Annotated in this window: 29 protein-coding genes; 22 read left to right on the forward strand and 7 right to left on the reverse strand. The window is 59.2% G+C overall.

All coding sequences use genetic code 11. The features are described 5' to 3' along the window. Positions 1-36: 36 nt before the first annotated feature. Entirely contained in the window at positions 37-1,206 is a 1,170-nt protein-coding gene (argE, locus tag THS5294_RS17620; protein ID WP_058124737.1) for an acetylornithine deacetylase, read from the reverse strand. A 201-nt stretch (positions 1,207-1,407) separates the two neighbouring features. On the opposite strand from argE, the gene THS5294_RS17625 reads away from it, so the two are divergent. The 5 genes from THS5294_RS17625 (at position 1,408) to THS5294_RS17645 (ending at position 7,132) form a co-directional block, all read left to right on the forward strand. Then, positions 1,408-2,403, forward strand: coding sequence for an ABC transporter ATP-binding protein (locus THS5294_RS17625; protein ID WP_058124738.1), 996 nt, complete (start codon positions 1,408-1,410; stop codon positions 2,401-2,403). Further along, on the forward strand, positions 2,400-3,386 hold the full coding sequence (locus THS5294_RS17630; RefSeq protein ID WP_158508612.1) for an ABC transporter ATP-binding protein: 987 nt from the start codon (positions 2,400-2,402) through the stop codon (positions 3,384-3,386). The genes THS5294_RS17625 and THS5294_RS17630 overlap by 4 nt, the downstream gene beginning before the upstream one ends. Before the next feature lie 96 nt (positions 3,387-3,482). Continuing rightward, entirely contained in the window at positions 3,483-5,147 is a 1,665-nt protein-coding gene (locus THS5294_RS17635; protein ID WP_058124812.1) for a peptide ABC transporter substrate-binding protein, read from the forward strand. A 70-nt stretch (positions 5,148-5,217) separates the two neighbouring features. Continuing rightward, a complete protein-coding gene (locus THS5294_RS17640) occupies positions 5,218-6,225 on the forward strand; it encodes an ABC transporter permease (RefSeq protein ID WP_058124740.1) in 1,008 nt (335 codons plus the stop codon). Further along, positions 6,218-7,132: an ABC transporter permease gene (locus THS5294_RS17645; protein WP_058124741.1), complete on the forward strand. Its 915-nt coding sequence runs from the start codon at positions 6,218-6,220 to the stop codon at positions 7,130-7,132. The genes THS5294_RS17640 and THS5294_RS17645 overlap by 8 nt, the downstream gene beginning before the upstream one ends. Positions 7,133-7,144: 12 nt before the next feature. Here THS5294_RS17645 and THS5294_RS17650 read toward each other — a convergent pair whose 3' ends face one another. Together THS5294_RS17650 and THS5294_RS17655 are read right to left on the reverse strand one after the other, a co-directional pair. Then, positions 7,145-8,269 (reverse strand): acetoin utilization protein AcuC, encoded by a 1,125-nt coding sequence (locus tag THS5294_RS17650; protein WP_058124742.1) that lies wholly within the window; start codon positions 8,267-8,269, stop codon positions 7,145-7,147. Further along, positions 8,266-8,784 carry a glutathione peroxidase gene (locus tag THS5294_RS17655; protein ID WP_058124743.1) on the reverse strand — a complete coding sequence of 173 codons (519 nt, stop codon included), beginning with the start codon at positions 8,782-8,784 and terminating at the stop codon, positions 8,266-8,268. Before THS5294_RS17655 ends, THS5294_RS17650 begins: the two co-directional genes overlap by 4 nt. Before the next feature lie 104 nt (positions 8,785-8,888). Between THS5294_RS17655 and THS5294_RS17660 the strand changes: the two genes are divergently transcribed. The 6 genes from THS5294_RS17660 to modC all read left to right on the forward strand — a co-directional run bounded on the left by THS5294_RS17660 (position 8,889) and on the right by modC (position 13,073). Then, entirely contained in the window at positions 8,889-9,371 is a 483-nt protein-coding gene (locus THS5294_RS17660; RefSeq protein WP_233486510.1) for an NUDIX hydrolase, read from the forward strand. A 77-nt stretch (positions 9,372-9,448) separates the two neighbouring features. Next, the gene (locus THS5294_RS17665; RefSeq protein ID WP_038004990.1) at positions 9,449-9,865 is read left to right on the forward strand and encodes a DUF1178 family protein; all 417 of its coding nucleotides are present in this window, start codon (positions 9,449-9,451) and stop codon (positions 9,863-9,865) included. Then, a complete protein-coding gene (locus THS5294_RS17670; RefSeq protein WP_058124744.1) occupies positions 9,865-10,518 on the forward strand; it encodes an SDR family NAD(P)-dependent oxidoreductase in 654 nt (217 codons plus the stop codon). Before THS5294_RS17665 ends, THS5294_RS17670 begins: the two co-directional genes overlap by 1 nt. Before the next feature lie 55 nt (positions 10,519-10,573). Continuing rightward, positions 10,574-11,308 (forward strand): molybdate ABC transporter substrate-binding protein, encoded by a 735-nt coding sequence (modA, locus tag THS5294_RS17675; RefSeq protein ID WP_058124813.1) that lies wholly within the window; start codon positions 10,574-10,576, stop codon positions 11,306-11,308. After that, entirely contained in the window at positions 11,305-12,003 is a 699-nt protein-coding gene (gene modB / locus THS5294_RS17680) for a molybdate ABC transporter permease subunit (protein WP_058124745.1), read from the forward strand. The genes modA and modB overlap by 4 nt, the downstream gene beginning before the upstream one ends. Further along, positions 12,003-13,073 (forward strand): molybdenum ABC transporter ATP-binding protein, encoded by a 1,071-nt coding sequence (gene modC / locus THS5294_RS17685; RefSeq protein WP_306434257.1) that lies wholly within the window; start codon positions 12,003-12,005, stop codon positions 13,071-13,073. Before modB ends, modC begins: the two co-directional genes overlap by 1 nt. Here the strand turns inward: modC and THS5294_RS17690 are convergent. Beyond that, positions 13,070-13,720 (reverse strand): NUDIX hydrolase, encoded by a 651-nt coding sequence (locus tag THS5294_RS17690; RefSeq protein ID WP_058124747.1) that lies wholly within the window; start codon positions 13,718-13,720, stop codon positions 13,070-13,072. The genes modC and THS5294_RS17690 overlap by 4 nt on opposite strands. Before the next feature lie 8 nt (positions 13,721-13,728). After that, positions 13,729-14,145, reverse strand: a complete 417-nt coding sequence (locus THS5294_RS17695; protein WP_058124748.1) for a DUF983 domain-containing protein — start codon at positions 14,143-14,145, stop codon at positions 13,729-13,731. 172 nt (positions 14,146-14,317) lie between these two features. On the opposite strand from THS5294_RS17695, the gene THS5294_RS17700 reads away from it, so the two are divergent. From THS5294_RS17700 to THS5294_RS17715, 4 genes are all read left to right on the forward strand, one after another. Continuing rightward, positions 14,318-14,821: an EF-hand domain-containing protein gene (locus THS5294_RS17700; RefSeq protein ID WP_058124749.1), complete on the forward strand. Its 504-nt coding sequence runs from the start codon at positions 14,318-14,320 to the stop codon at positions 14,819-14,821. 87 nt (positions 14,822-14,908) lie between these two features. Next, positions 14,909-15,481 carry a sigma-70 family RNA polymerase sigma factor gene (locus tag THS5294_RS17705; RefSeq protein ID WP_058124750.1) on the forward strand — a complete coding sequence of 191 codons (573 nt, stop codon included), beginning with the start codon at positions 14,909-14,911 and terminating at the stop codon, positions 15,479-15,481. Further along, on the forward strand, positions 15,474-15,854 hold the full coding sequence (locus THS5294_RS17710) for a hypothetical protein (RefSeq protein ID WP_133244391.1): 381 nt from the start codon (positions 15,474-15,476) through the stop codon (positions 15,852-15,854). Before THS5294_RS17705 ends, THS5294_RS17710 begins: the two co-directional genes overlap by 8 nt. Before the next feature lie 3 nt (positions 15,855-15,857). Continuing rightward, positions 15,858-16,343 carry a periplasmic heavy metal sensor gene (locus tag THS5294_RS17715; protein WP_058124752.1) on the forward strand — a complete coding sequence of 162 codons (486 nt, stop codon included), beginning with the start codon at positions 15,858-15,860 and terminating at the stop codon, positions 16,341-16,343. A gap of 3 nt (positions 16,344-16,346) precedes the next feature. Here the strand turns inward: THS5294_RS17715 and THS5294_RS17720 are convergent, their stop codons facing one another. Continuing rightward, positions 16,347-17,711 carry a diguanylate cyclase gene (locus THS5294_RS17720; RefSeq protein WP_058124753.1) on the reverse strand — a complete coding sequence of 455 codons (1,365 nt, stop codon included), beginning with the start codon at positions 17,709-17,711 and terminating at the stop codon, positions 16,347-16,349. An 82-nt stretch (positions 17,712-17,793) separates the two neighbouring features. On the opposite strand from THS5294_RS17720, the gene THS5294_RS17725 reads away from it, so the two are divergent. From THS5294_RS17725 to THS5294_RS17755, 7 genes are all read left to right on the forward strand, one after another. Beyond that, positions 17,794-18,072: a DUF3572 domain-containing protein gene (locus THS5294_RS17725; RefSeq protein WP_058124754.1), complete on the forward strand. Its 279-nt coding sequence runs from the start codon at positions 17,794-17,796 to the stop codon at positions 18,070-18,072. After that, on the forward strand, positions 18,063-18,812 hold the full coding sequence (locus THS5294_RS17730) for an HAD family hydrolase (RefSeq protein WP_058124755.1): 750 nt from the start codon (positions 18,063-18,065) through the stop codon (positions 18,810-18,812). The genes THS5294_RS17725 and THS5294_RS17730 overlap by 10 nt, the downstream gene beginning before the upstream one ends. 58 nt (positions 18,813-18,870) lie before the next feature. After that, positions 18,871-20,439, forward strand: a complete 1,569-nt coding sequence (locus THS5294_RS17735) for a trimethylamine methyltransferase family protein (RefSeq protein ID WP_058124756.1) — start codon at positions 18,871-18,873, stop codon at positions 20,437-20,439. 129 nt (positions 20,440-20,568) lie between these two features. After that, positions 20,569-21,195 (forward strand): heme NO-binding domain-containing protein, encoded by a 627-nt coding sequence (locus THS5294_RS17740; protein WP_233486511.1) that lies wholly within the window; start codon positions 20,569-20,571, stop codon positions 21,193-21,195. Then, entirely contained in the window at positions 21,192-22,202 is a 1,011-nt protein-coding gene (locus tag THS5294_RS17745; RefSeq protein ID WP_058124758.1) for a GGDEF domain-containing protein, read from the forward strand. Before THS5294_RS17740 ends, THS5294_RS17745 begins: the two co-directional genes overlap by 4 nt. A gap of 196 nt (positions 22,203-22,398) precedes the next feature. Beyond that, positions 22,399-23,646, forward strand: coding sequence for a lipoprotein-releasing ABC transporter permease subunit (locus tag THS5294_RS17750; protein WP_058124814.1), 1,248 nt, complete (start codon positions 22,399-22,401; stop codon positions 23,644-23,646). Further along, a complete protein-coding gene (locus tag THS5294_RS17755; RefSeq protein WP_058124759.1) occupies positions 23,639-24,328 on the forward strand; it encodes an ABC transporter ATP-binding protein in 690 nt (229 codons plus the stop codon). Before THS5294_RS17750 ends, THS5294_RS17755 begins: the two co-directional genes overlap by 8 nt. Here THS5294_RS17755 and THS5294_RS17760 read toward each other — a convergent pair. Next, positions 24,317-25,150, reverse strand: a complete 834-nt coding sequence (locus THS5294_RS17760) for an alpha/beta fold hydrolase (protein WP_306434258.1) — start codon at positions 25,148-25,150, stop codon at positions 24,317-24,319. The genes THS5294_RS17755 and THS5294_RS17760 overlap by 12 nt on opposite strands. Positions 25,151-25,203 lie beyond the last annotated feature (53 nt).

Raw genomic sequence — 25,203 nt, forward strand, 5'->3', positions numbered from 1 at the left:
GTCAGGGCCGCGTGTGTCGCGCGCTTGGCTTTATAATTAGGGACTGACGGTCAACATGTCGACCACTGCGCGCAGAACCTGTTCACCTCGGGTGAATTGCGCGAGCTCGATATACTCATTGGGTTGGTGGGCTTGTGCGATGTCGCCGGGTCCACAGATCACGGCGGAATACCCTGCGTTTTGGAACTGCCCTGCCTCTGTGCCGTAACTGACGGCATGGGTGCCATTGTCACCGGTGGCTTGGCGCATGATCTGCTCGGCCCGTCCGTTGTGCTCGGGCGCAAGGGGCGGGACGTCGAACTGCGGGGTCAGGGTGATGCCGGCATCGGGGTGGATGGCTTTCATCCGTGCCTCGACCTGCGCGACCCGCGCGCGAAGCGAGGCCTCATAGCTTGCGGCGTCTTCGCCTGGCACCAATCGCACGTCGATACCAAAGCGGCAGTCTTTGGCTGTGATGTTATGGGCCGTGCCGCCGGTGATGGTGCCGGTGTGGGCCGTGGAAAAGGGCGGGTCGAAGGGAGCTGCAAGGACCGATGGCGTCTGCGCGCGGATGCGGTCATTAGTGTCATTTACCCACGACAAAAGGTGCGCGCCTTCAAGGATTGCGCTGACACCTTCGTGCATCATCGACGAATGCACCTCGTGCCCGCGGACATGGACCTGCCAGCCGACGCTGCCCTTTTGGCCGGTCACAACCTGCATGTTTGTCGGCTCTCCGATCAGGGCGATGGCGGCTTTGGGCAGGCGGTCCACCATATCCGCAATCATGTGCGGTGCGCCGACGCAGCCGATTTCCTCATCATAGCTGAGCGCGATTTGGAGGGGCCGCTTTAGGTCAAGCGACAGTGCGTAGGGCACCATCGCGAGGGCCAGTGCGTTGAACCCTTTCATGTCGCAGGTGCCGCGGCCGTACAAACGATCGTCCCGTTCCGTGACGGTAAACGGATCGGTGTCCCACTCTTGGCCATCGACGGGCACCACATCTGTGTGGCCTGACAAAATGATCCCGCCCTCCACCTGAGGTCCGATATGGGCATAGATCGCGGCCTTCCGCCCTGTTTGGTCGTAGACCCGATGCGCTGTAACGCCAAAATCTGCCAGATACCCCTCAACCCAGTCCACAAGGGCGAGGTTGCTGTCACGGCTGACGGTTGGAAACGCCACAAGGGTTTCGAGAATCTCGCGCGGGGTCAAAGAGTTTGGCATCGGGGCTCCGGATGTTGCGGCTGCGGAAAAGTGTGGCGGGGTCCCGCAAAGGTCAAGCGCAACTGAGTGATTTGACACCTCAGGCGAGGGGTCAGCGGTAAGGTGGATTGCGAGCCGCGCAAAGTGTGTTAATCTTTTGATATGTTAATCATCAAAAGTTTTTTTGGTGATCAATGTCTCCATTCAGGGGGAGGGTGGCACATGCCCGAGGGTGGGCGACGCGTTCTTGAGGTTTTGGGCCTTGAGATCGTATTTCACACGCGCGACGGCGAAATACATGCCGTCAACGATGTCAGCTTTAGTCTCGCCCCCGGAGAGGTTCTGGGCGTGGTGGGCGAGAGCGGCTCGGGAAAATCCGTTACTATGATGTCCCTGATTGGGCTGTTGCCATCACCTCCCGCTAGGGTGTGCCGGGGTCAAGTCCTGTTGGACGGCGAAAACTTGCTGATGGTATCCCCTGCGCGCATGCGCCAAGTGCGCGGGGGCGAGGTGGGCTTTGTGTTCCAAGACCCGATGACCTCGCTCAACCCGGTGTTTACGGTGGGCTACCAATTGGCAGAGCCACTGCGCCGCCACATGGGGATGACCAAACGCGCGGCCCGTGCGCGGTCGATTGAACTGCTAGAGCTGGTAGGCATTCCCGATGCGGCGGCGCGGTTGCGCGACTATCCGCACCAGTTTTCGGGCGGCATGCGCCAGCGCGTGATGATTGCGATTGCCTTGGCGTGTGAGCCTAAGGTGTTGATCGCGGATGAGCCGACCACCGCGTTGGATGTCACCATTCAAGCCCAGATCCTGGAACTGCTCCAAGATTTGCGCGCGCAACTGGGTATGGCGATCATTTGGATCACCCATGATTTGGGGGTGATCGCTGGTATCGCGGACCGTGTGATGGTGATGTACGGCGGCCAAGTGGTTGAACAGGCCCCTGTGCGGGAGGTGTTTGGCAACCCGCAGCATCCCTACACCCGCGCGTTGTTGAAAACGGTGCCCAGTGTGACCGGCGCGCGCGCGGCTCGGTTGGAGGTGATCGAGGGCCAGCCTCCGATTTTGACCAGCGCGCCATCTGCATGCAGCTTTCGGGATCGATGTGCGGACCGGGCTGCGCAGTGCGACCGCGAAAATCCTGTGCTGCGGGCCATCGGCGGCGGGCACGATGTTGCATGCCATCAAAGCTATGGGGGATGCCCCGCATGAGTGCCGCCTTGGTTCAGGTCCGCGACCTAAAAATGCACTTTCCGATCTATGCGGGGCTGTTTCGGCGGCAAGTTGGCAGCGTAAAGGCCGTGGATGGGGTCAGCTTTGACATTATGGCCGGTGAGACACTGGGCCTTGTGGGTGAAAGCGGGTGTGGCAAGTCCACCTGCGGGCGCGCGGTGCTGCGTCTGTATGATATCACGGGCGGCTCAATCACCATTGACGGACGTGAGATTGGACATGTTCCGCAATCCGCGCTGATGGGTATGCGACCAACCATGCAGATGGTGTTTCAGGACCCGCAGGCCAGCCTCAATCCGCGCATGACTGTCGCCGCCATTATCGGTGAGCCGTTGGATGAGCACACCGATTGGTCCAAGGCGCAAAAGCTGGACCGTATCTATGAGTTGATGGATCAGGTCGGGCTGAACCGGCAGTTCGCGCACCGCTATCCACATGCGTTTTCCGGGGGGCAACGCCAGCGGATCGGGATCGCGCGAGCGCTGGCGCTGAAGCCCAAGTTTATCGTCTGCGATGAGCCGATTGCCGCCCTTGATGTGTCCATTCAGGCGCAGGTGGTGAACCTGTTGGAAACGTTGCAGGACGAACTGGGCCTGACCTATCTGTTCATCAGCCACGATCTGAGCATGGTGCGCCATATCGCCGACCGCGTGGCGGTGATGTACCTAGGGCAGGTGGTGGAACTGGCCCCGCGTGAGGCGCTGTATCACAACCCGCTGCACCCCTACACGCAGGCCCTGTTGTCAGCGGTGCCCGAGCCTGACCCCGCACGCGCCCAAACCCCGCAGTCACGGATTATTTTGCGTGGTGACGTGCCATCGCCCGCCGACCCACCCAAGGGCTGCAATTTCTGCACCCGGTGCCCGCAGGTGATGGCGCGGTGCAAGACCGAGGCCCCCATTTTTAGAGAGGTGACGCCGGGCCGTTTTGTGGCCTGTCACCTTTATGAGACCGTCAATTAAGGGCGGAAAGACCAAAGCATTGTGAACCAGTACGGGAGACCGATTATGATGAGAACAGCTTTGCAAAGCGCTGCCGCGACTTTGCTATGTGTGCCGATGACACTGGCGGATGGGCACAGCGGTGAGCGTGGCCGCGATGGGAACCTGTCGCTCATTTATTGGCAGGCGCCCTCAATCCTGAACCCCTTTTTGTCTGCGGGCACCAAGGACGTAGAGGCCGCCTCGCTGATGCTAGAGCCGCTGGCCCGCTATGATGAGACCGGCACAATGGTGCCTTGGCTGGCCGCTGATATCCCGACGGTTGAAAACGGCGGTGTGTCCGAAGATTTGACGACGATCACATGGAAAATCCAACCGGGCATTGTGTGGTCTGATGGCACTGCGTTTACGGCGCGGGACGTGAAGTTCACGGCTGAATACTGCATGAACCCCGACGGCGGCTGCGCGCATGGAACGAAGTTTGAGGGTGTGCAATCGGTTGAGGCGCCGGATGACCTGACGGTTGTGGTCACCTTTGATGGGCCCAAGCCCTTTCCCTATGGTCCGTTTGTTGGGGTCGAAAGCCCAATCCTACAGGCTGCTCAATTCGCTGATTGCATGGGGGCGGCGGCCTCTACCTGTACGGAGCAGAATTTTAATCCCATCGGGACCGGCCCTTTTACGGTGACGGAATTCCGCACCAACGACGTGATCACACTGGCTGCGAACGAATCCTACCGCGAGGCGGGCAAACCCGCCTTTGCCACAGTGACCTTTAAGGGGGGCGGTGACGCAGCCGCCGCTGGCCGCGCTGTGATGGAAACCGGTGAGTTCGACTACGGCTGGAACCTGCAACTTGCGCCTGAGGTAATTGCAGGCATGCAGGCTGGCGGCTTGGGCACCCCGGTCGCGGGTTTTGGCCCTTTGGTCGAGCGTCTGATGCTAAACCAAACTGATCCTGACCCCGCGCTTGGGGATCGTCGATCCACCGCTGACGCGCCACATCCGTTCCTACAGGACCCTGCGGTTTATACTGCGCTGTCGATGGCGATTGACCGGCCGTTGTTGGTGGAAATTGGCTACGGACAAGCCGGGCGCGTGACGTGCAACTGGATCGCGGCACCGGCGGCTGTGAATTCCACCACCTTCACGTGTGATACACAGGACCTTGAGGGTGCCAAAGCCATGCTAGAGGCGGCGGGCTACGTCGACACCGATGGCGACGGTGTGCGCGAAACGCCCGCAGGCCGACCGATGGAGATTTTGTACCAGACCTCAACCAACGCGGTGCGACAGGATTTTCAGGCTCTGATCAAGGAATGGTGGGAAGAAATCGGCCTGAGCGTTGAGTTGCGGAACATATCTAGCTCTGTGTTCTTTGGGGGGGATGCGGGATCACCTGATACCCTGCAAAAGTTCTATGCGGACGTTCATATGTACGCCAACACGTTCAACGGGACCGATCCGCAGACGTATTTGGGCAATGGTTTGTGCGACAAGGCTCCGCGGCCCGAAACCCAATGGCAGGGTGAGAACATGTCACGCTTTTGCATGGCGGAATATGACGCCCTGCACGCGCAACTGCAAACCACCGCAGGGGCCGAGGCGCGCGCCGCCATCGCCCGCGCGCTGAACGATATGTACGTGGGCAACGGTGGGATGATCCCGCTGGTGCACCGGGGGCGTTTGTCCGCCCACGCCAACACGCTGGGCGGTGTGAAGCTGAACGTATGGGACAGTGAAATTTGGAACATCGCCGATTGGTACCGCATCGGCGAATAAGTCCTGAGCGGGGTTGCGCGGATACGTTCTGCGCCGCCCCAAACGACCCTGAATAAAGGCGCCTGTATAGATGCTGACATTCACGATCCGACGATTGATCTTTGCCGTGCCGACACTTCTGTTCACGGCGCTTATCATCTTTTTGTTGCTAGAGCTGGCACCGGGCGATCCGATGTCGAACGTACCGCTCACGGTGCCTGATGATGTAAAGCAACAGATGCGGCTTGCGCTGGGCCTTGGTGAACCGATGCACATCCGGTTCTTTAAATGGATTGTGCAGTTTTTCTGGATTGAGCCGCTGAACCTGTTTGATCAGATGTTTGGCACCACCTTTGCCGAGGGCAAATTGCGCGTGATCTCGTGGCAAAGCCGCAGCCCCGTTATCGACATTATCGCAGAGCGTATTCCTCAAACGCTGTGGGTGGTGGGGACGGCCTATGTGGTGGCAATCGCGATCGCGATCCCGGTCGGGATCTATTCTGCATATCGCCAGTATTCGTTCTTTGACCAAGCGGGGACGTTCATCACGATGGTCGGCTATTCCGTGCCGCCGTTCTTTTCGGGGGTGTTGGTGATTGTGGTTTTCGCGGTGAACCTTGGGTGGTTCCCGTCGATCTATGACACAACGCACAAAGTTGTCGATTGGGACAGCTTCGTGGTGCAATTGAAGCAGATGATTATGCCGGTGATGGTGCTCGCGCTACAGATTACCTCCCAGATTTCGAGGTTCATGCGGGCGTCTATGCTGGACAATCTGGAGCAGGACTATGTGCGCACCGCACGCGCCAAGGGGATGGGGGAGCGGACGGTGGTGATGGTCCACGTGCTGCGCAATTCGATGATCCCTGTGGTGACGGTGATCGCGCTGGGCATTCCTGCTATTTTTGGCGGCGCGATCATCACTGAGCAGGTATTTAAGGTGAACGGTATTGGGCAGTTGTTGATCACCGCCATTCAGGCCAATGACCTGCCGATGGTGCAAACGCTGACCTTCATTTTCGCGGTCCTGATCGTGCTGTTTAACCTGTTTGCAGACGTGTTGTATGGCATCCTGGACCCGAGGATCCGCTATGACTGAGCCCTCGATCCCGGGTGTGGCTGCGCGCCCGCCTCGCAATCATTGGTGGGATGTGTGGGACCAGTTCAAGGTTCATAAGGGCGCGTTGGTGGGGGCGTTTTTCTTTTTGTTGATCGTGTTCTTGGTGCTGTTTGGGCCGCTCCTGTGGGACATTGATCCGACCAAGACCAACATCCGTTCCCGCAATCAGGGAATGAGTTGGGCGCATCCGTTTGGGACCGACCAGTTGGGGCGCGATATTTTTGCGCGGATGATTGCGGGGGGGCGCGTGTCGATGGGCGTGGGGCTAACGGCGATGGCCCTATCGGTAATTATTGGGACGTTCGTCGGTGTGATTGCGGGCTACTTCAAGCGGCTCGATGGGGTGTTGATGCGGCTGACGGACCTGTTCCTCGCGCTGCCGCTGATGCCGCTGTTGTTGGTGACGGTCCTGTTGTTCCGAGAGCCGCTAAGCGCAGCCTTTGGCCCAGAAGGTGGGATATTCGTGCTGATGGTCAGTGCGATTGGTATCACGTCATGGATGCAAACTGCCCGCATTGTGCGCGGTGATGTGTTGGCATTGAAGGAGCGAGAGTTCGTACTGGCAGCGCGCTCGATCGGGACGCCGCCGCGTCGGATGATCACACGCCATATTTTGCCCAACGTGATGTCACCGATCATGGTGTCGGCCACGCTGGGCATTGCGAATGCCATTATCACCGAGAGTGCATTGTCCTTTTTGGGGTTAGGGTTTCCGCCGGATTTTCCGACGTGGGGGCGGTTGTTGTTCGACGGTGTGGATTACCTGACGCAATACCCAGAGCGGGTGTTTTGGCCGGGCCTTGCGATATCTTTGACGGTGTTGTCGGTAAACTACGTTGGCGACGGTTTGCGCGATGCTTTGGATCCGCGCATTCGGGGGCGTTAGGACTTTGGATATTTAAGAACCAAAGAAGCGGGGGCGCGCCGCGAGATGGGCCACGCGGTCTTGGGTTTCTGGGCGGATTGGGCCCGGGCGCGGGGCGTCGCGCAATGTGGTGAACCAGTGCTCAGGTGGCGATTTTCCGCGGGAGTGATTGTCCCATTTGAGGGCGCGTAGGACGTCTTGGGCGTTTGGGGGGAGGCGGTCTGGGATATCATGGCCGCTGAGTGTGGCCCAAACGCCTGTCCAGAGCCGACCCACGGACCACGGGTTGTAGCCGCCGCCGCCTAGGACCAGCACGCGGGGGGCGGCATCCTTTAGGGCGTGGATGATGGCCCAGTGGGCGTTGTTTGATAGGGTTAAGCGGGAAAGGGGGTCCTCTTCTACGGCGTCTGCACCGCATTGTAGGACGAGGGCGTCTGGGGCCATTTGCTCGATCAGTGGGAGGATGAGATGGTCGAGGATATGGGCCATCTCGCTGTCGTTTAGATTGCGGGCAAGGGGGAGGTTGTAGGTTTGGCCGATGCCCGCATCGTCCAGCGCGCCGGTGAAGGGCCAGCGTTTTTCTTCGTGGGTTGAGATGAGGAGCGTATCAGGGTCGTCGGCGAAGGCGTGTTCAACGCCGTCCATGTGGTGGGCATCGATGTCGAGGTAGGCGATGCGTTGTGCACCATTGCGGCGGAGCGACAAGATCGCGAGGACCGGATCGTTGAGGTAGCAAAAGCCGTTGGCCCGATCGGGCATGCCATGATGAGTGCCGCCGCCGGGGTGGTAGATTGTACCTCCGTCTTTGAGCAGCTCACCTGCCAGAAGCGACGCGCCGGCCGCGGTGGCGGGACGGCGCCAAACCTCGGGGTAGATGGGGTTGGCGTGGGTTCCGAGCCCGTGGCGTGCCTTCATCTCATCCGTTGCGATGCCTGTGGTTTCGGCCTGTTGAAGGGCGGCGAGGTATTCGGGTGTATGCCAGATTTCCAGTGCCTTGGCCTTGGCGCGGGGGGAGGTGAGATATACCTCCCGCGGGAGCCAGCCCATCGCGCGGCTGAGGTCCATCGCGGTGGAGACGCGGGGAATGCGTAAGGGATGCCAGCCGCCGTAGCTGGAGCCGCGGTAAATTTCGGAGCCGAGGAAAAGGGGTGGGGTCACTCTGGCATCAGGGCCTTGATTTCGCGCAACAGCTTCTGGCTGTCAGGGCGCACGCGCGAGGGATGAAAGCTGATCAGGTCACCATCTGGGCCGATCAGGGCTTTGTTGAAATTCCACTTTGGAACCGCGCCTTGGCCTGCGAGCCAGCGATAGAAGGGATGTGCCTGTGGGCCGCGAATGCGCGTAATGTCCGTCATGGGCAGGGTTAGCCCATATTGGACCTCACAGAATTCCTGCACTTGGCTGGCTGTTGCGAGTTCTTGGTTGAAATCGTTGGAGGGGACTGCGAGCACGATCAACCCCTTGGGGCCGAGCTCTTCGTGCAGGGCTTGTAGCGCCTCAAGTTGGGGGGTGAAGCCGCAGCGCGAGGCGGTGTTGACGACCAAGACGGGTTGTCCGCGAAAGGCGTCCAGATCGATAGTGTCGCCCTCAATCCCGGTAAACGTGAAGGCGGCGGCGGGGCCGCATAAAACCGCGCTCAGCAAGGCGTAGATGAAGTGACGTAAACGAACCATGGACCGCTTCTCCTTTGGGGTTGAGGTAGAAAGCTTGGTCGTTGTGTCAAGCCATGAGGGGCACTACATCTAGGTGTAGGTTTGATACTCCCCCAAGTTATGCTATGTCCCCAATCACTATGACAGACGCCAAACACATTGTCCTGAAACCCGTCGATATGTCGGGCCTCAAGAAGCGCGAATTGCGGACGCAATTTGGTGCGCTGTGTTGGCGTGAGCATATGGGCAAGCTGGAGGTGTTGATGATCACCTCGCGCACCTCCAAACGGTGGATCATCCCCAAGGGGTGGCCCATGAATGGCGCCACTGCTGCGGAGGCTGCGGCCACTGAAGCGTGGGAAGAGGCGGGGGTTGTTGGCAAAACCTCAGACCAATGCGCGGGCATCTACACCTATCACAAGGATCTGGGCGGCAAGTCGGTGCCCGTGGTTGTGGCGGTGTTTCCGGTGCGGGTCAAAAAGCTCAAGAAAACCTACCCTGAGGCTGGCCTGCGCAAGTTGCGCTGGATGAAGCCATCTAAGGCGGCGGGGTTGGTTGCGGAGCCGGAATTACGTGGTATTCTCAAGGCCTTCCGACCGCCCGCGTAATCGACGCAGCGCGTCTGCCTTTGTTATCCAGTGTCAATTCATGAGTTATCAATGTCTGATGTGCACAGTGGGGTTCTATGATCCGATACGCTTTGAAATGTGCCGATGGCCATGGCTTCGACAGTTGGTTTCAGTCGGCTGGGGCCTACGACAGCCTGTCTGAAAAGGGCATGGTATCTTGCGCGGTTTGCGGCAGCACGGACGTGAGCAAAGCGATTATGGCGCCGCGCGTCACTGTCAAAGAAGACGCGGCACCCTTGTCCGCGCCCTCGACACCGGCCGAACAAGCATTGCGTGCGATGCGGGCAGAGTTGGAGAAAAACGCCGACTACGTAGGTGAGACATTTGCCACAGAGGCACGGGCCATCCATGTGGGCGACGCACCTGAGCGGCCGATTTGGGGCCAAGCCAATTTGAAAGAAGCCAAGGCCCTTGTTGAAGAGGGCGTGCCTATTGCGCCTATTCCCTTTGGCCCCCCGCGAAAGACAAACTGATGCGTACTTTGATCACTGGTGCTAATCGCGGCGTGGGTGCTGCCCTGCGTGAGGCAGGGATTGCGGCGGGGCACGATGTGTTGGCCACGGCGCGCGCGCCCTCGGGACAAGGCGATAACTGGCTGACGCTGGACCAATCCAACCCGCAATCTGTGCGCGCGCTTGCCGCGGATTTGGCAGGGCAACCGTTGGATTTACTGGTGCTGAACGCGGGTGTTTACTTGGATAAGGGACAATCCATTGATGGCGGCTTTGCCCCAGAGCTTTGGGCCGAAACCTTTGCGGTAAACGTCACCGGCACGTTCCTTGTGGCACAAGCCCTTTTGCCGAATATCCGTGCGGCGGGCGGCAAGATTGCGATTATTTCCTCGCAGATGGGGTCGAGTGAGCGGGCATCGGGGGGGGGATATATCTACCGCGCCAGCAAAGCCGCAGAGATCAGTTTGGGCCGAAACCTTGCGGTTGATCTGGGCCCAGAGGGGATTGCCGTAGGTATCTATCATCCCGGCTGGGTACGCACCGACATGGGTGGCAGCGCGGCTGATATTGATGCGGATACGGCGGCCCTCGGCCTGTGGAAACGCTTTGAGAATTTGTCGATGGATACGACCGGCACGTTCGAATTTTATGATGGCGCGCCCATTCCATTTTGATCCAAGCGGTTCGTCGCACCTTGCGGGCCGCTGGCGGGTTGGGCAAGGTCGCGTCATGCGTTGGGTTCTCCTTTTTCTTTCTTTGCTTTGGGCAGGCACGGCATCGGCCGAGCCGGTGCGTGTCTTTGCGGCGGCAAGCCTGAAAACCGCACTCGACGCGGCGGCGGCAGAATGGGCAGGGGGTACGGTGTCGCTCTCTTACGCCGGTTCTGGCGCGGTTGCGCGGCAGGTTGCTGCGGGCGCACCGGCGGATATTGTGGTGCTTGCGCATGCGGATTGGATGAAATGGCTGGATGCGCAAGGCGTTCTTGGGACCGATCCGGTGATATTTGCGGGCAATACGCTGGCCGTGATTGGGCCGGTTGGGGACGCTGAGTTGGCTTTAACACCCCAGGACATTGCAGCGCGCTTGGGCCGCGATGGCCGCCTCGCAATGGGTGATTTACGGGCTGTACCCGCAGGCATTTATGGGCAAGAGGCATTGGTTGCGCTCGGGCTTTGGAATGGTGTGGCCGGGCGGATCGCGCAGGCGGATAATGTGCGCAACGCTATGGCCTTTGTGGCACGAGGCGAGGCGCCTTTGGGCATTGTCTATGCCTCAGACGCGCTGGCAGATCCACGGGTGGCCATTGTTGCTGATATTCCAAGTGATGTTCACGCACCCATCGTTTATCCAGCAGCAGTCACGGCATCCGCGGGACCAATGGCACAGGAATTTTTGTCTTTTTTACAGTCGTCTGTGGGGCAAAGCGTATTCCGAGCCGCAGGCCTGCAGGAGCCGCCGAAATGATCAACCTCCCCCCAGAAGGTTGGGACGCGTTGTGGTTGTCGCTTCGGGTTGCTGGCCTTTCGACGTTATTGTCGCTGCCTGTGGCGCTTGGGGTTGCGGTTTTACTGGCGCGGGGGCGTTTCTGGGGCCGGGGCATCTTGAACGGATTGGTCCATTTGCCCTTGGTGTTGCCGCCGGTCGTGACGGGATACCTATTGCTGATCGCTTTGGGGCGCACGGCACCGATTGGCGTGTTTCTTGAGGAGACGTTCGGATTGGTGCTCGCGTTCCGTTGGACGGGTGCGGTTTTGGCGGCTGCTGTCATGAGCTTTCCGCTGACAGTTCGGGCAATTTGGCTCGCGCTTGAGGCGGTAGAACCGGGCCTAGAGGAAGCTGCCGCCACGTTGGGCGCAAGCCCGGCCCGTGTGTTCGCAACCGTTACTTTGCCCCTGATCGCGCCGGGGGTTTTGGCCGGTGCCGTCATCGGATTTGCCAAGGCAATGGGTGAGTTCGGCGCGACCATCACCTTTGTTTCAAACATCCCCGGTGAAACGCAAACTGTGCCCTCCGCCATCTATAGCTTTTTGCAGGTGCCCGGGGGGGAGGCCACGGTTTGGGGGCTTGTCGCCTTGGCCGTTGGCGTCGCATTGGGCGCGCTTTTGTTGGCAGAGCTGCTGTCGCGCCGCGTGGCCGCACGTATCGCGGGGCGGGCGTGATGCTGAGGATTGAGCTCTCGCATCGGTTCGGAGATTTCGCGCTGGACGTCGACATCACTGCCGGCGATGGGATTACCATGCTGTTTGGGCCGTCGGGCGCGGGGAAGTCGACGATTGCGAAGGCCGTTGGTGGGTTGTTGCAGACTGATCAAGCCTATGTGCAGCTGGGTGAGCGGGTGTTGGCAGACACCTCCAAGCTGCTCTGGTTGAAACCTCACATGCGCCGGATTGGCTATGTGTTTCAGGAGCCGCGTTTGTTTCCGCATTTGTCCGTACGGGGCAACCTTTTGTACGGGGCGGGGCATGATACTGACCTAGCGCGCATCGCGGATTTGCTGGATATCGCGCCGCTTTTGACCCGGCGACCTGCGGGGCTATCGGGTGGAGAAGCTGCGCGTGTCGCCCTTGGTCGTGCCCTGCTGAGCGCGCCATCGTTGCTCATTTTGGATGAGCCGCTCGCCGCGTTGGATGCACGACGCAAGGCCGACATTCTGCCATACCTTGAACGCTTGCGCGACCATGCGAATGTGCCGATGCTGTATATCACGCATGCGCTAGATGAGGTCGCGCGCCTTGGCTCAACCCTTGTCTTGCTACAAAATGGCAAGGTTGCGCGCTCTGGTTCTGTGAAAGATGTGCTGAGCGATCCAGACGCCGTGCCTGTTTTGGGGCCGCGCATGGCGGGCGCGATGCTTGAAGGGCACGTCGTGCGCCATGTCGATGGTTTGACGGAGTTAGAGGTATCTGGTGGCCTTGTGTGGGTGCCGGGAACAGCCGGGGCCGTGGACACAAAGATCCGGCTGCGGGTTATGGCGCAAGACGTGATCGTTGGGACGCAGAAACCACAAGGGCTGTCTGCGTTGAACATCCTACCCGCGAAGGTGGTGAGCCTGCACCGCGGCGACGGTCCGGGCGCGCTGGTCGTGTTGCAAAGCGGGACGGACAGGTTGCTTGCGCGGATCACGCAACGGTCTTTGGATGAGATGAGCCTCGCACCCGGTGATGCGGTTTACGGCATCCTCAAAACCGTTTCGGTTGGGCCAACGGACGTCTTTGCGGGTCTGGATTAGGCGGCAGTAAGCCCAAGGTAGCGGAAGACCGACGTTGCGCCGGAATTGTCGAAGAACGGCACATTTCTGGGGCCGGGTGTGCTGACGCGGGCGGCGATTTCGGCCAAAACGACTTCCGTGATAAAGGGCACGTCTAGGGCACGCGCCTCCGACAGGGGGACCCAGTGCAGGTGGCTTAATTCATCCTCAGCGTTGGAGAAATCATCGAGATCCCCGGTCAGATCATCAGCGTTTACCATGAAGAACCGTGCATCAAACCGGCGGGGGCGACCGGGCGGGGTGATCGCGCGAAACACGAATTGCAGGGCGGACGCGTGGGGGGCTTCGTCCGTTAGTCCGGCCCAAGTACCGGTATAGGGTGCCGTGAGGCGCTGGCCGGTTTCTTCCAGCAATTCGCGCACCGCAGCGGTGGCAAGCGCATTTGGCGCTGTTGTACTTGCATCGCGGAGCGCTGCTTGGTCCGTTTCGAGTAGGGGCGTGGCCAGCGGCGCGGAGGCATCCTGTGCATCAACTGCGCCCCCCGGAAACACATATTTTGAGGGCATAAAGGCCGCTTTCGCGCCGCGCTGGCCCATCAAAACACGAGGGGTTGTGGCGTGATCCCGGACCACGATGATGGTTGCAGCGTCGCGAATAGGGGCGTTCATCGGTGGCCTCAGCTTTGTGTGCGGCCAAATCCATGCATGCGGTTGGCCCATTGGATGCCGACAATGACGCCTTTGAGCCGGGGCAGCAAGTAGAGGCACATTGAAACGCCCCCTACGCAGAACAGCGAAACAAATACGAGCGGCTCCGGGCGGAATGCCTCAAAAAACCAGAGCATAAGGGGGCCGATGATGTGAGCGACGATCAGGATCGTCAGATAGGGGGGGCCATCGTCGGCGCGGTGGTGGTGTAGTTCTTCGGAACAAGATGTACAGGTGCTGCGGACCTTGAGATAGCCTTCCATCAGCTCGCCCGCGCCGCATTGCGGGCAGCGTTTGCGCCAGCCACGCAGCATGGATCGTTTGACGGGACGCAAGGGGGCATCAAGTTCGGGGGTCAAAGTTGGCCCCAGCTCGGTTTGTGTCATGGTTATATCCTATTCACGTGCGCAACGTTTAGCGCAAACAAACCTCGGCTAATACGCGACACCTGCGCCGTGCGGCGGGGTGTCGCAAAAAAAGTTGAAAAGAGTGCGACGGAATTGTGGAGGTGATGCGTGGAAGGGGCATCAATATGATCTGAACCCCGAAGGATATACCATGCAAAACACGAACAAATTCTCGACACTCTTGGGTTACGGCGCATTGGCTTTGACTGGCGGTTTGATGCTAGCATCCGTTGTTGCCACGGATGCGCAGGCGCGCGGACCTCACGGAGGCATGATGGAGCGGCCCAGTTTCGCGGAGTTGGATGCGGATGGGAGCGGTGAGATCACACCGGAGGAGATGGCCGCCCAAGGTGCCGCGCGATTTGCGCGTATGGATGCCGATGGTGATGGCAAGCTGACGGCGGCGGAGATTGTGGCGGCCAGCAATGCGCGCGCAGTTAACCGCGCAGAGCGGATGATTGAGCGACTTGATACCGATGATGATGGCGCTGTGAGTAAGGATGAGCTGCAAGCCGGCCGTGATGCCCGTGCCGAGCGGCGGCATGCCAAGCGGTTCGCGCGGATTGATAGCGATGCGTCCGGCGGGCTCTCGGCTGCTGAGTTTGATGCCATGCTCGAACGGGGCGGTAAACATGGATCACGCGCGGATAATTGAGCCGATACATAGGCAAAGCGGCGCGCTGGCTGGTTTTGGCCTGCGCGCCTCGCTAGGGTGCCTCAACACTATTCTTCAGGAGCGGCCGTGCCCGACCCAGAGGTTTTCAGCGATGATGCGCTCTTGCTGCGGTTTGCCCGTGGGGATGGGCAAGCGGCTGCGTTGTTGACGCAGCGTTTGGCCCCTAGGTGCGTGGCATTTGCGACCCGTATGTTGAATGGCGATCGGGCGGAGGCTGAGGACGTGACGCAGGAAGCGATGTTGAGGCTTTGGCGGCAAGCGCCGAAGTGGGACGCACATGGAAGCGCGCGGCCGGGTACATGGTTGTTGAAGGTCGCGGGTAATTTGTGCATCGATCGCTTGCGCCGTGCGCGGACGCTTAACATCGAAGCCATCGCGGCCCCTGCCGACCCGGCACCCGGAGCTTTGGCGAAATTGGAGGCGTCTGAGCGGCTTGTGGCCCTTGATGCGGCCCTTGCGACATTGCCAGACCGGCAACGTCAGGCGGTCGTGCTGCGGCACATCGAAGGCTGGTCCAACCCTGATATTGCGACGGTGATGGAGATATCGGTGGAGGCCGCCGAGAGTTTGCTTGGACGCGGAAAGCGCGCCTTGACGCAGGCGTTGGCCCCACGACGAGAGGAGCTGAGTGATGGCTAGAGACCCGATGAAACCGCGCGGCGCTGGGCATGAGGAGGACATCCTTGGGGATGCTTTCGAAGCCGCTCAACAAGATGTTAGACCGTTGTCTCCCGATTTAGAGGCGCGCATTTTGATGCAAGCCGCTCAGGCCCAAGCGGGGTTCGCGCGTGAGCGTGAGGCCAATGGCCTTTTTGCGCGCCTTCAACGGGCTTGGGGCGAGTTGGGGGGATGGCCTGTCGCGGCTGGGCTTGCGACGGCGACCGTGGCGGGGCTGTGGTTGGGGGTTGTATCGCCTCCGGCACTCGATGCTGTTTGGAATGGGGTCGGCTTGACCTCCGCCTCATTGGATGGGGACTTCCCCGATTATGAAGCCTTCTTTGAGGAGATATGACCCATGGAAATTGACACATCTGGCGTTCGTTCCCCGACTTGGATGAAGGTCGCGCTGAGCGTTTCTCTTGGCTTCAATTTGGTGGTTTTAGGGGCGGCTGTCGGGGTATTGGCCTTCGGAGGGCCGCATGGCGGGCCAAGGGGGGCGGATCGTGGGGTGGTGTCGACCCCATTGTTGCGCGCTTTGCCGGAGGCAGATCAGCGCGTGTTGCGTCAAAAGCTGAGAGCCGAACACGTCCATCTGCGCGAGAGCCGGAGTGAGTTGCGCGGCGCGCGGGCGGCAATGGTGGTGGCGCTGAGACAAGAGCAATTTGATGCGGCGGGTTTTGCTATGGCGCTTGAGGCCCAGCGTCGGTTGGCGGGGGATTTGATGGATGCCGCACATTCGGCCCTGTTGGATCATATGTCATCCAAAACCCTTGCGGAGCGTCAGGCTTATGCGGATCGGTTAGAGGCGTTTTCCAAGCGGCGGGCGGGGCGTCGCGAATAAACGTTAAGCCGAAACAACCACACTGTTTCGACCTGTCGCTTTGGCCGTATAAAGCGCGCGGTCAACAGACTTGAGGATTTCGTCAATGTTGTGGTTGGCGCCTGACAGCATGGTTACCCCAAGGCTGAGCGTCACGCTGACGTGTCCGCCGTGGCCATTAGGAAGCTGCAATGTCTCAATCCCGCTGCGCAACCGCTCGGCGATGATGCGGGCCTGCTCAACACTGGCTTCTGGCAGAATGGCTAGGAACTCTTCGCCACCAATCCGGGTCACAAGGTCTTCTCCGCGTAGACTGGCGCGGAGGGTTGCGGCGACCTCTTTGAGGATTTGATCGCCAACCAGGTGGCCGAAGGCGTCGTTCACGGTTTTGAAGTGATCCACATCAATCATGATTGCGGCGGCATCGGTTCCGGTTTCTTTGCATTGGCGGGCGACACGCTCCAGATGGCGCATGCCGTAGCGACGATTGTAGAGCCCGGTTAGGCTGTCCGTGACTGCAAGGCGTAGTCCGTCATCGAGCGTGGCGCGCAGCCGATCGGCGCGTGTTTTTCGTTCCAACTGGGTGCGGATGCGGACGGCCAGTTCGGGTGCAAGAAACGGCTCAGAACTGATGTCATTCGCCCCAAGATCTAGGGCCGTTGCGGCACGTTCACTGTCGCCGTGGGGCAAAACGATAATGATTGCGCTGTGGCGTGTGGTGGCGCGCGACCGGAGGTCAGACATCAGGCGCAGCCCGCCGTTGCGTTCCTGCTGGTCGACGGAAATGACAAACACATCAGGCACGTTATCATCGGCAGTTAACCTTAATGCATCGTCGCCGGTTCCATAAGTGATGTCCTTGAGCATTCGGTCGTCGAGCCGTTCTTTCCATGCTTTGCTGGCCGCGAGGGTATTGGCCACCAACATGACACATGCGGCTTTCTTTGAGGACATGCTCTCTTCGGGAAAGCCCAATTCTGCAAAAGTCGCCTCACGTAAGTGCAGTTCGCGTTCTTGATCCCGGGCGCGCAAAAGGCTGCGGACACGGGCCAGCAGTGCAATCTCATCCACGGGGCGAGATAGGAAATCGTCGGCGCCTGCCTCAAGGCCCGCCATCCGGGAATCGTTGTCGTCTAGTGCAGTTATCAGGATGATTTTGATGCCTGATGTGACCGGGTCAGCCTTGAGCTTGGCGCAGACATCGAGCCCGGAGCGGCCGGGCATAAGGACATCCATCAAAATGAGGTCAGGTTGCATGCGCCGCGCAAGAGCCAGCGCTTGGTTGCCATCCTCTGCCATGATTGTTTGGTACTGCGCCGCGGACAGCTTTACCTTGAGCACGATCCGATTGGTCGCAACGTCGTCAACAATTAGGATCTTGCCGGTCATTTCTTCGCCTTACGCCTTTACGCATCTGTAACCGAACAGTTAGGGATAAAATGCTTAATATTTCCTTTCCAAAGGGTAAAAAATGCAAATTGAGGCGGCAGAAACGATTGCAGCGCGGGCTCTGGGCTGGATCGCCGGTCAAGAAGGGCTTCTTGAGATATTTCATGGGGCCACTGGGGCCGGGCTGGATGACATCAAAGCCCAAGCAACGTCGCCCGAATTTTTGGCAGCGGTGCTTGATTTTCTCCTGATGGATGATGCTTGGGTAACGGGCTTTTGTGAGGCTGCTTCGCTGCCATATGAAACGCTTTTGCGCGCCCGTGCCGCTTTGCCGGGAGGGGATCTTCCACATTGGACATAACATCAAAACTTGATCTGCGCGGACATGCTGTCCTGTTCGACAAAGACGGCACTTTGTTCGATTTTACAGCGTCTTGGGCGACGACATCAGCAGAGATCTTGCGTCGTTTGGCCGACGGAGATGCCGCGCGTTTGGAGGCGATGGCGCAGGCGGGTGGCTTCGACCTTGAGACGCAGACATTCCGGGACGATTCGATCATCATCGCAGGCACTGCAGCAGAGCTGTTCGATATGCTGGCCACGTCCGGAAACCTGCCGCTTGCGCATGTGCGGCGCGTGACAGATGCGGCCGTGTCCAGCGCGCAGATGGCACCGGTGAAAGGGCTGTTGCCTGCGCTTGAAGCGCTTGCACACGCGGGTGCTAAGTTGGGTGTCGTAACAAATGATTCCGAGGCCGCGGCGTTGTCACATCTGCGGGCGACCGGCATCCTTAAGTATTTCGAAACTGTGGTCGGCTACGACAGTGGGTACACGCCAAAACCTGATCCAGGGTCATGCTTTGGGGCGGCAAACCGGCTGGGCGTCGCGGCTGAACAGTGCATCATGGTGGGCGACAGTACCCATGACCTAGAGGCGGGTGCCGCTGCGGGCATGACGTGCCTTGCTGTGTTGACGGGTATCGCGCGGACACCGACCTTGGCGCCGCTCGCGCATGCGGTGCTGCCGTCTGTGGCCGAGATTCCGGACTGGCTGAATGATTGGAGGCCGTCCAAAGAAAACGACAGCAAACGTCGCCTTTGACACATAAAGCGGCGAGCTTGACGCGTTAACACTGGTTTGCGCATCAAGGAGAGCCACAATGACGACCGACACCGTTTCAGAAGCCCCCAAACGCCGCCGAGCCGGAGGCCGCCGCGGGCACGCCGATCGTGCAGGGGGGGCGGTGATCGAACAGATGCCGTTCAAGCAGCCCGTTAACCCCGATCCCTTTGTCGAACCGCTTAACGAAGACGGCGTTCAGGCGATCCACAAGGGGGTTGTTCGGATCCTCAAAGAGATCGGCATCGGGTTTCTCAATCCCGAGGCTTGCGAAATCCTGAAGCAAGCTGGCTGCAAGGTTGAGGGTCATACCGTCTTTATGGACGAAGATTTCCTGATGCAAATGATTGGTCGCGCCCCATCACAATGGACCGTGACGCCCCGGAACCCTGACAAAAAGATTGTCATCGGTGGCCGCCATATGGCCTTTGGCAACGTGTCGTCGCCGCCGAATTCTTGGGATCTAAAGCGCGGTAAACGGTCGGGCGATATGGCGACATATGTCGATTTTATCAAGCTCACGCAGTATTTTAACTGCATCCACTTCGCGGGCGGCTATCCGGTTGAGCCGATTGATGTGCACGCACGCGAACGCCACCTTGATTGCTTGTTCCACAAGCTCACGCTGACGGACAAAGTTCCGCATGCTTACTCGTTGGGTCGTGAACGCGTCGAAGACGTGATGGAAATGTGCCGGATTGCCGGGGGTCTGACGCGCGAAGAGTTCGACGCCAAGCCGCACATGTATACCAACATCAACTCTGTCAGCCCGCTAAAGCATGATTTCCCGATGCTTGAGGGGGCTATGATCCATGCCCGGCGCAATCAGGGTGTCGTGGTAACGCCCTTCACGCTGGCGGGTGCCATGGCGCCAGTGACCATGTCGGGGGCCGTCGCGCTGAGCCTCGCCGAAGGCCTCGCGGCGATTGCGCTGCTGCAATACATTAACCCTGGCTGCCCGGTGGCCATCGGGACGTTTACCTCGAACGTTGACATGAAATCCGGCGCACCTGCCTTTGGCACGCCAGAATACATGCGGGCGACGCAGATGACGGGGCAGATGGGGCGGTTTTATGGGCTGCCGATCCGGTCTTCGGGTGTGTGTGCGGCCAACGTTCCAGACGGGCAAGCCATGTGGGAGACGTCCAACAGCCTTTGGGCTGCGGTTCAGTCGGGCTCAAATATGGTCTATCATGCGGCGGGTTGGCTTGAGGGCGGTCTGATCGCCAGCCCCGAGAAATTCGTGATGGATTGTGAAGTGATTCAGCACATCCAGCGGTATTTTGACCCGGCGCTCACCTCGACAACACCTGACGATATCGCGGTTGAGGCCATCGCGGAAGTGGGCCCCGATGGGCACTTCTTTGGCTGTCAGCACACGCAAGAACGGTATCAAACGGCGTTTTATCAACCCTTTGCGAGCGACTGGCGCAACTACGAGGCTTGGGATCTGGCCGGTGGTGTGTGGACCGCAGAGCGGGCGCATAAAATATCACGCGATATCATCGATGGATTTGAGGCACCGCCGATGGACATCGCTATCCGGTCCGAGCTGGTGGATTTCGTGGCGCGGCGTAAAGCCGAAGGTGGCGTACCGACGGACTTCTAAGGGTTTAAAGCTGACAAGAGAGGCCGCTGCGTGTGATGCGCAGCGGCCTTTTTTATGCATTTAAGTTTGAGCCGCTAACGCATTTATTAGCGCAGAGCCTTTGCGATTTGTTAAACTGAGTGTGTTTTTATGCTGCGACAGCTTGAGGACAGATACGTGCATGGCCTGATTAACAAATCGGTGCAGGGTTTCCTGATATCGAACCACGGCAATGATGCGTGGGTTGAGATTGCGCGCATGGCAAATCTCCCTCCGCAGGGCTTTGAAAGCATGCTCACCTATCCCGATAGCATGACCGATAAGGTACTAGATGGAGCCTGTACCTACGTTGGTTGCACACGAGCATCTCTGATGGAGGACATAGGCATGTTCCTTGTCACCCACCCTGATCTGGAAGCGGTGCGTCGGTTAATGCGCTTCGGCGGACCTACCTTTGAGGACTTTGTACTGTCGCTGGACGAAGTGCACGATCGCGCCTGTTTGGCTGTGCCTGAACTGACCTTGCCTAAGATTAGTTTGAATGACACAGGCGTTGGTCAATACGTGATCACCACCCAATGGCAGGTGGTGGGGGCCATTTCACTTGTATCGGGTGTGCTGCGGGCGATGGCGGACGATTACGGTGCGCTTGTTGTTTTGGATGTTGGGCCGCATTTGCACAGTGACGGCAGGATCATGGAAACACTTTCGGTGTTTATTGCGGAGCCTGAATTCGCTGCCGGACGCAGTTTTTCATTGGCGGAGCGTTTGGCATGACAAGTACAGTTTCACTGGGGTTTGATGCGCTTGATGGCCTGATGCCGATGCATATTTTGATCGATAAATTAGGCGTCATTATGCACGCGGGCCCTACGGCGGTGCGGCTTCGGCCGGAGCATGATTTGCTCGGGATGCGGCTGTTTGATGTGTTAACCTGTGTGCGCCCGGCTTGTGATGGCGGTTTCGAAGATTTTCGGCAGGTGATCGGTCAGCCTTTGAAATTACAGTTTCGCGCGGCCCCGCATACGCGGCTCAGGGGGCTTTTGCATCCATTGGACGACGGGCAGTTGCTGTTAAACCTGTCTCTTGGATACTCTGTGGTGGAGGCTGTCTCGGACTATGCGTTGACCAGTCGTGATTTTTCGCACTGTGACCCAACGGTCGAAATGCTATTTTTGATTGAGGCAAAATCAGCAGCACTGAGCGAATCCAAAAAGTTAAACGCCCGTTTGGACGAGGCGCGTGAGGCGGCGCAGACACAGGCTGAAACGGATGCTCTGACAGGGTTACACAACCGCCGGGCAATGGATCAGCGGTTATGCGATATGACCCAAAGCCGCCGTCGGACAGAGTTTGGCTTGATGCATCTGGACTTGGATTTCTTTAAGCAAGTCAATGATACGCACGGGCATGCGGCTGGCGATCATGTGTTGCTAAAGGTGGCTTCGATCCTGCGCGAAGAAACTCGCGCAAATGATTTGGTTGCGCGGGTTGGCGGCGATGAATTCGTCCTGATCTTTCCCGATTGTACCGATGTGACCCTTCTTGACACGATTGCGGCCCGCATCATTGCCCGATTGGAGGAGCCTATCCCTTTCGGCTCTAAGCAATGTCGTATTTCCGCAAGTATCGGGACGACGATTTCGTCGCTCTACTCGGAGCCAGACCCTGATCGGATGCTCTCGGATGCAGACACGGCCCTCTATCAAAGCAAAAACGCAGGTCGCGCCCGACATACTCTGTTCAAAGACGCCTTCGAGGCGGATGATATGGTGGCGCACTGACGCATGGGTGAACGCGCTTTTGCCGGGGGCATGAGCCATCGTTTACTCAGGGTTGACCTCTTGGGCGCAGCAGCACAGGTTGCGCGCAACGCCCGAGCAGGATTTAGCGGCAATGTCCCCCAACTCTCAGACCGATTACAGCCACAACGCATACGCGCCATCAGGGCGAACCGCGCCTTTTGCGCGTTTTGAATGGATGATCGCTTGGCGCTATCTGCGCGCGCGCAGATCCGAGGGTGGGATCAGTGTTATGACGTTGATTTCATTGATCGGCATCGCGCTGGCGGTGTTTGCACTTATCGCAACTCTCGCCGTGCGTGCTGGGTTTCGCTTCGAGTTCGTGGACACAATCGTCGGGGCCAACGCCCATGTTGAGGTGACATCGGTTGGCCAAGTCCTGCCAAACGGACAATTAACGCGGACCCTAGCGGATTATGAGGCCATCGCCGCACAGCTTGCCGCGGTTCCCGGCGTTGTCCGCGCAACTCCTGTGATCAAGGGCCAAGTGATGGCGGCGGGTTCCGGGCGCAACGCCGGGGTTGAAGTTATTGGCATCACCGCGAGCGACTTGGCGACCATCCCGCGTCTCGCCGAGCCCGAGTTAAGTCTTGGAGATCGGGATCGTTTTGACGAAGGTCTGGCCATCGGATCTGGTGTTGCACGGCAATTGGGTGTGGGCGTTGGAGACCGCATTCGGCTGATTTCCCCCAACGGCGTGCAGACGGCCTTTGGGACCAGCCCCCGGGTAAAAGCCTATGAAGTCGTTCATATTTTTCAGGTGGGCCGATGGGATATTGACCGGGTGCGTGTCTACATGCCCTTTGCCGAGGCGCAGGCTTATTTCAACCGCGCACAGGTCGCTGATGCCATCGAAGTCGCGGTGATTGAGCCCGAGCGGATAGATGACTTCACCCTGCCATTGCTTAGCGCAGGGGGCGAGGATTTGTTGCTTTGGACGTGGAAAGACAGCTCAGGCGCTTTCCTGCGCGCGCTTCAGATGGAGGATAACATTATGTTTGTGATCCTCTCGATCCTTGTTTTGATTGCCGCACTCAACATCACCAGTGGACTGATTATGCTGGTAAAAAACAAGGGGCGCGACATCGGTATCTTGCGCACAGTCGGGCTGTCCGAAGGTTCAATCCTACGAATTTTCTTTATTTGTGGGGCCAGTGTTGGCGTTGTGGGGACCGCGATTGGGGTGGTTCTGGGATGTTTGTTCGCCATCTACATCGACCCTGTGTTTAATCTCGTGAACGCTGTGGCCGGGGGGGGCGTTTGGGATCCGTCCATTCGCTATATCTCGGCTCTACCGGCACGACTTGAGCTTGGTGATGTTCTTAGCGCGGTTGCCTTGTCACTTACGCTCAGTTTTGGCGTCACCATTTTCCCGGCCCGCCGAGCGGCGCGGATGAACCCGGTTGAGGCCTTGCGCTATGAATGATCCGATGCTGCGCTTAAGTGATATCAAGAAATCCTACAACGCCGGTCAAGCGACTGAGATCACGGTGCTCGATGGTGCAAACCTGACGGTAGACCGGGGTGAGATCGTGGCCTTGGTCGCGCCGTCTGGGGCTGGAAAATCGACCCTACTGCACATTGCGGGGCTGTTGGACACGGCCGATAGTGGCGCGGTCGAGATAGCTGGCCAACCGCTTCAACGCGCCTCGGACGCGGAGCGCACGCGCATGCGCAGGCGGTCTGTTGGGTTTGTGTATCAGTTCCATCATTTGCTGCCTGAATTCACCGCGCGCGAAAACATCGTGCTCCCTCAGCTGGCCAATGGGGTGCCAAACGTGCAAGCAGCGGCACGCGCCGACAACCTGCTAGATAAGGTCGCCCTCGCTAAGCGAGCGGGCCATCGTCCGGCCGAAATGTCAGGGGGCGAGCAGCAGCGCGTCGCTTTTTGCCGGGCTTTGGCCAATAATCCGGGCTTGTTGCTGGCGGATGAGCCGACGGGAAACCTTGATCCCGGTACGTCCGATACGGTTTTCGCGGCGTTGATGGGGCTGGTTCGGGAAACCGGGCTCTCCGCCGTGATTGCGACCCACAACCTTGAGCTGGCAGCGCGGATGGATCGTCAGGTGCGGTTGGATGCCGGTAAGATTGTCGCTCTAGACGAATAGCTCGGCGCAGCCGTTGAACAGCGCGCCGCGCACGCTCGGGCCTTCCATCGCGACCTCATGTTCTGCGTCCTGAACGATGTGCAAGGTGCTGCCTCGCCACGCGTTCATGCGGATCTCGATCGCATCGGCTTCAACGATCCGCTCAGCCGTTCCTAGCCAACAGGCGCAGGGCAGATCTGGGGCGGCTTCGCGTGCAAGTGCGTGCATCTCGCGCAAGGCTGCGTTGAGCCAACCTAGTGAAGGCCCGCCAACGAGCAACTCAGGGTAGGCGGCGGTTTGCGACTGCATCCACGCGAACATGTCTTGGTCTCGGGTTAGGGGGTTGGCTTCAAACGGCATCGACGTGGGCTCGGCCGCTGCATCAGTGCCTGGGGCATAACGCTGGGACAGCCCCGTGTTCACTGCGATGGCGGAGCCAATCCAAGCGGCAACCCTTGTGCGATACTTAAGCTCCAGCCCCCACATTGGTGCAGAAAACGCAGCGGCTTTGACGGGTAGGCCGCGCATCAACGACCGCAATCCGATACAACCACCCATTGAATGCGCGAACAGGTAATATGGCTGGGGTAGGCCTGCGTCGCGTGCAACGGCTACGGCTGCATCGACGTCGCGTTGGTATTCGTCAAAGTTGGTCACATGGCCCAGTTTGGTGTCCGGCGCTGACCGATCCGCAAGGCCCTGCCCACGCCAATCAATCGCTAGACTAGCCAGCCCTCGCACCGCGAACTCTCGCGCGGCATCCGAGTATTTCTCAATGTATTCTGTGCGCCCCGGGAAAATCAGGACCGTCCCGCGCGCACCTGTGATGGGCCAAAGCCCCACTCTGATCCTCACGTCGTCCGAAGTGTGCGCCCAGACCGCGCGGCCCCCTTTGG

The organism is Thalassobacter stenotrophicus (genome assembly GCF_001458315.1).
Lineage (GTDB): Bacteria > Pseudomonadota > Alphaproteobacteria > Rhodobacterales > Rhodobacteraceae > Thalassobacter > Thalassobacter stenotrophicus.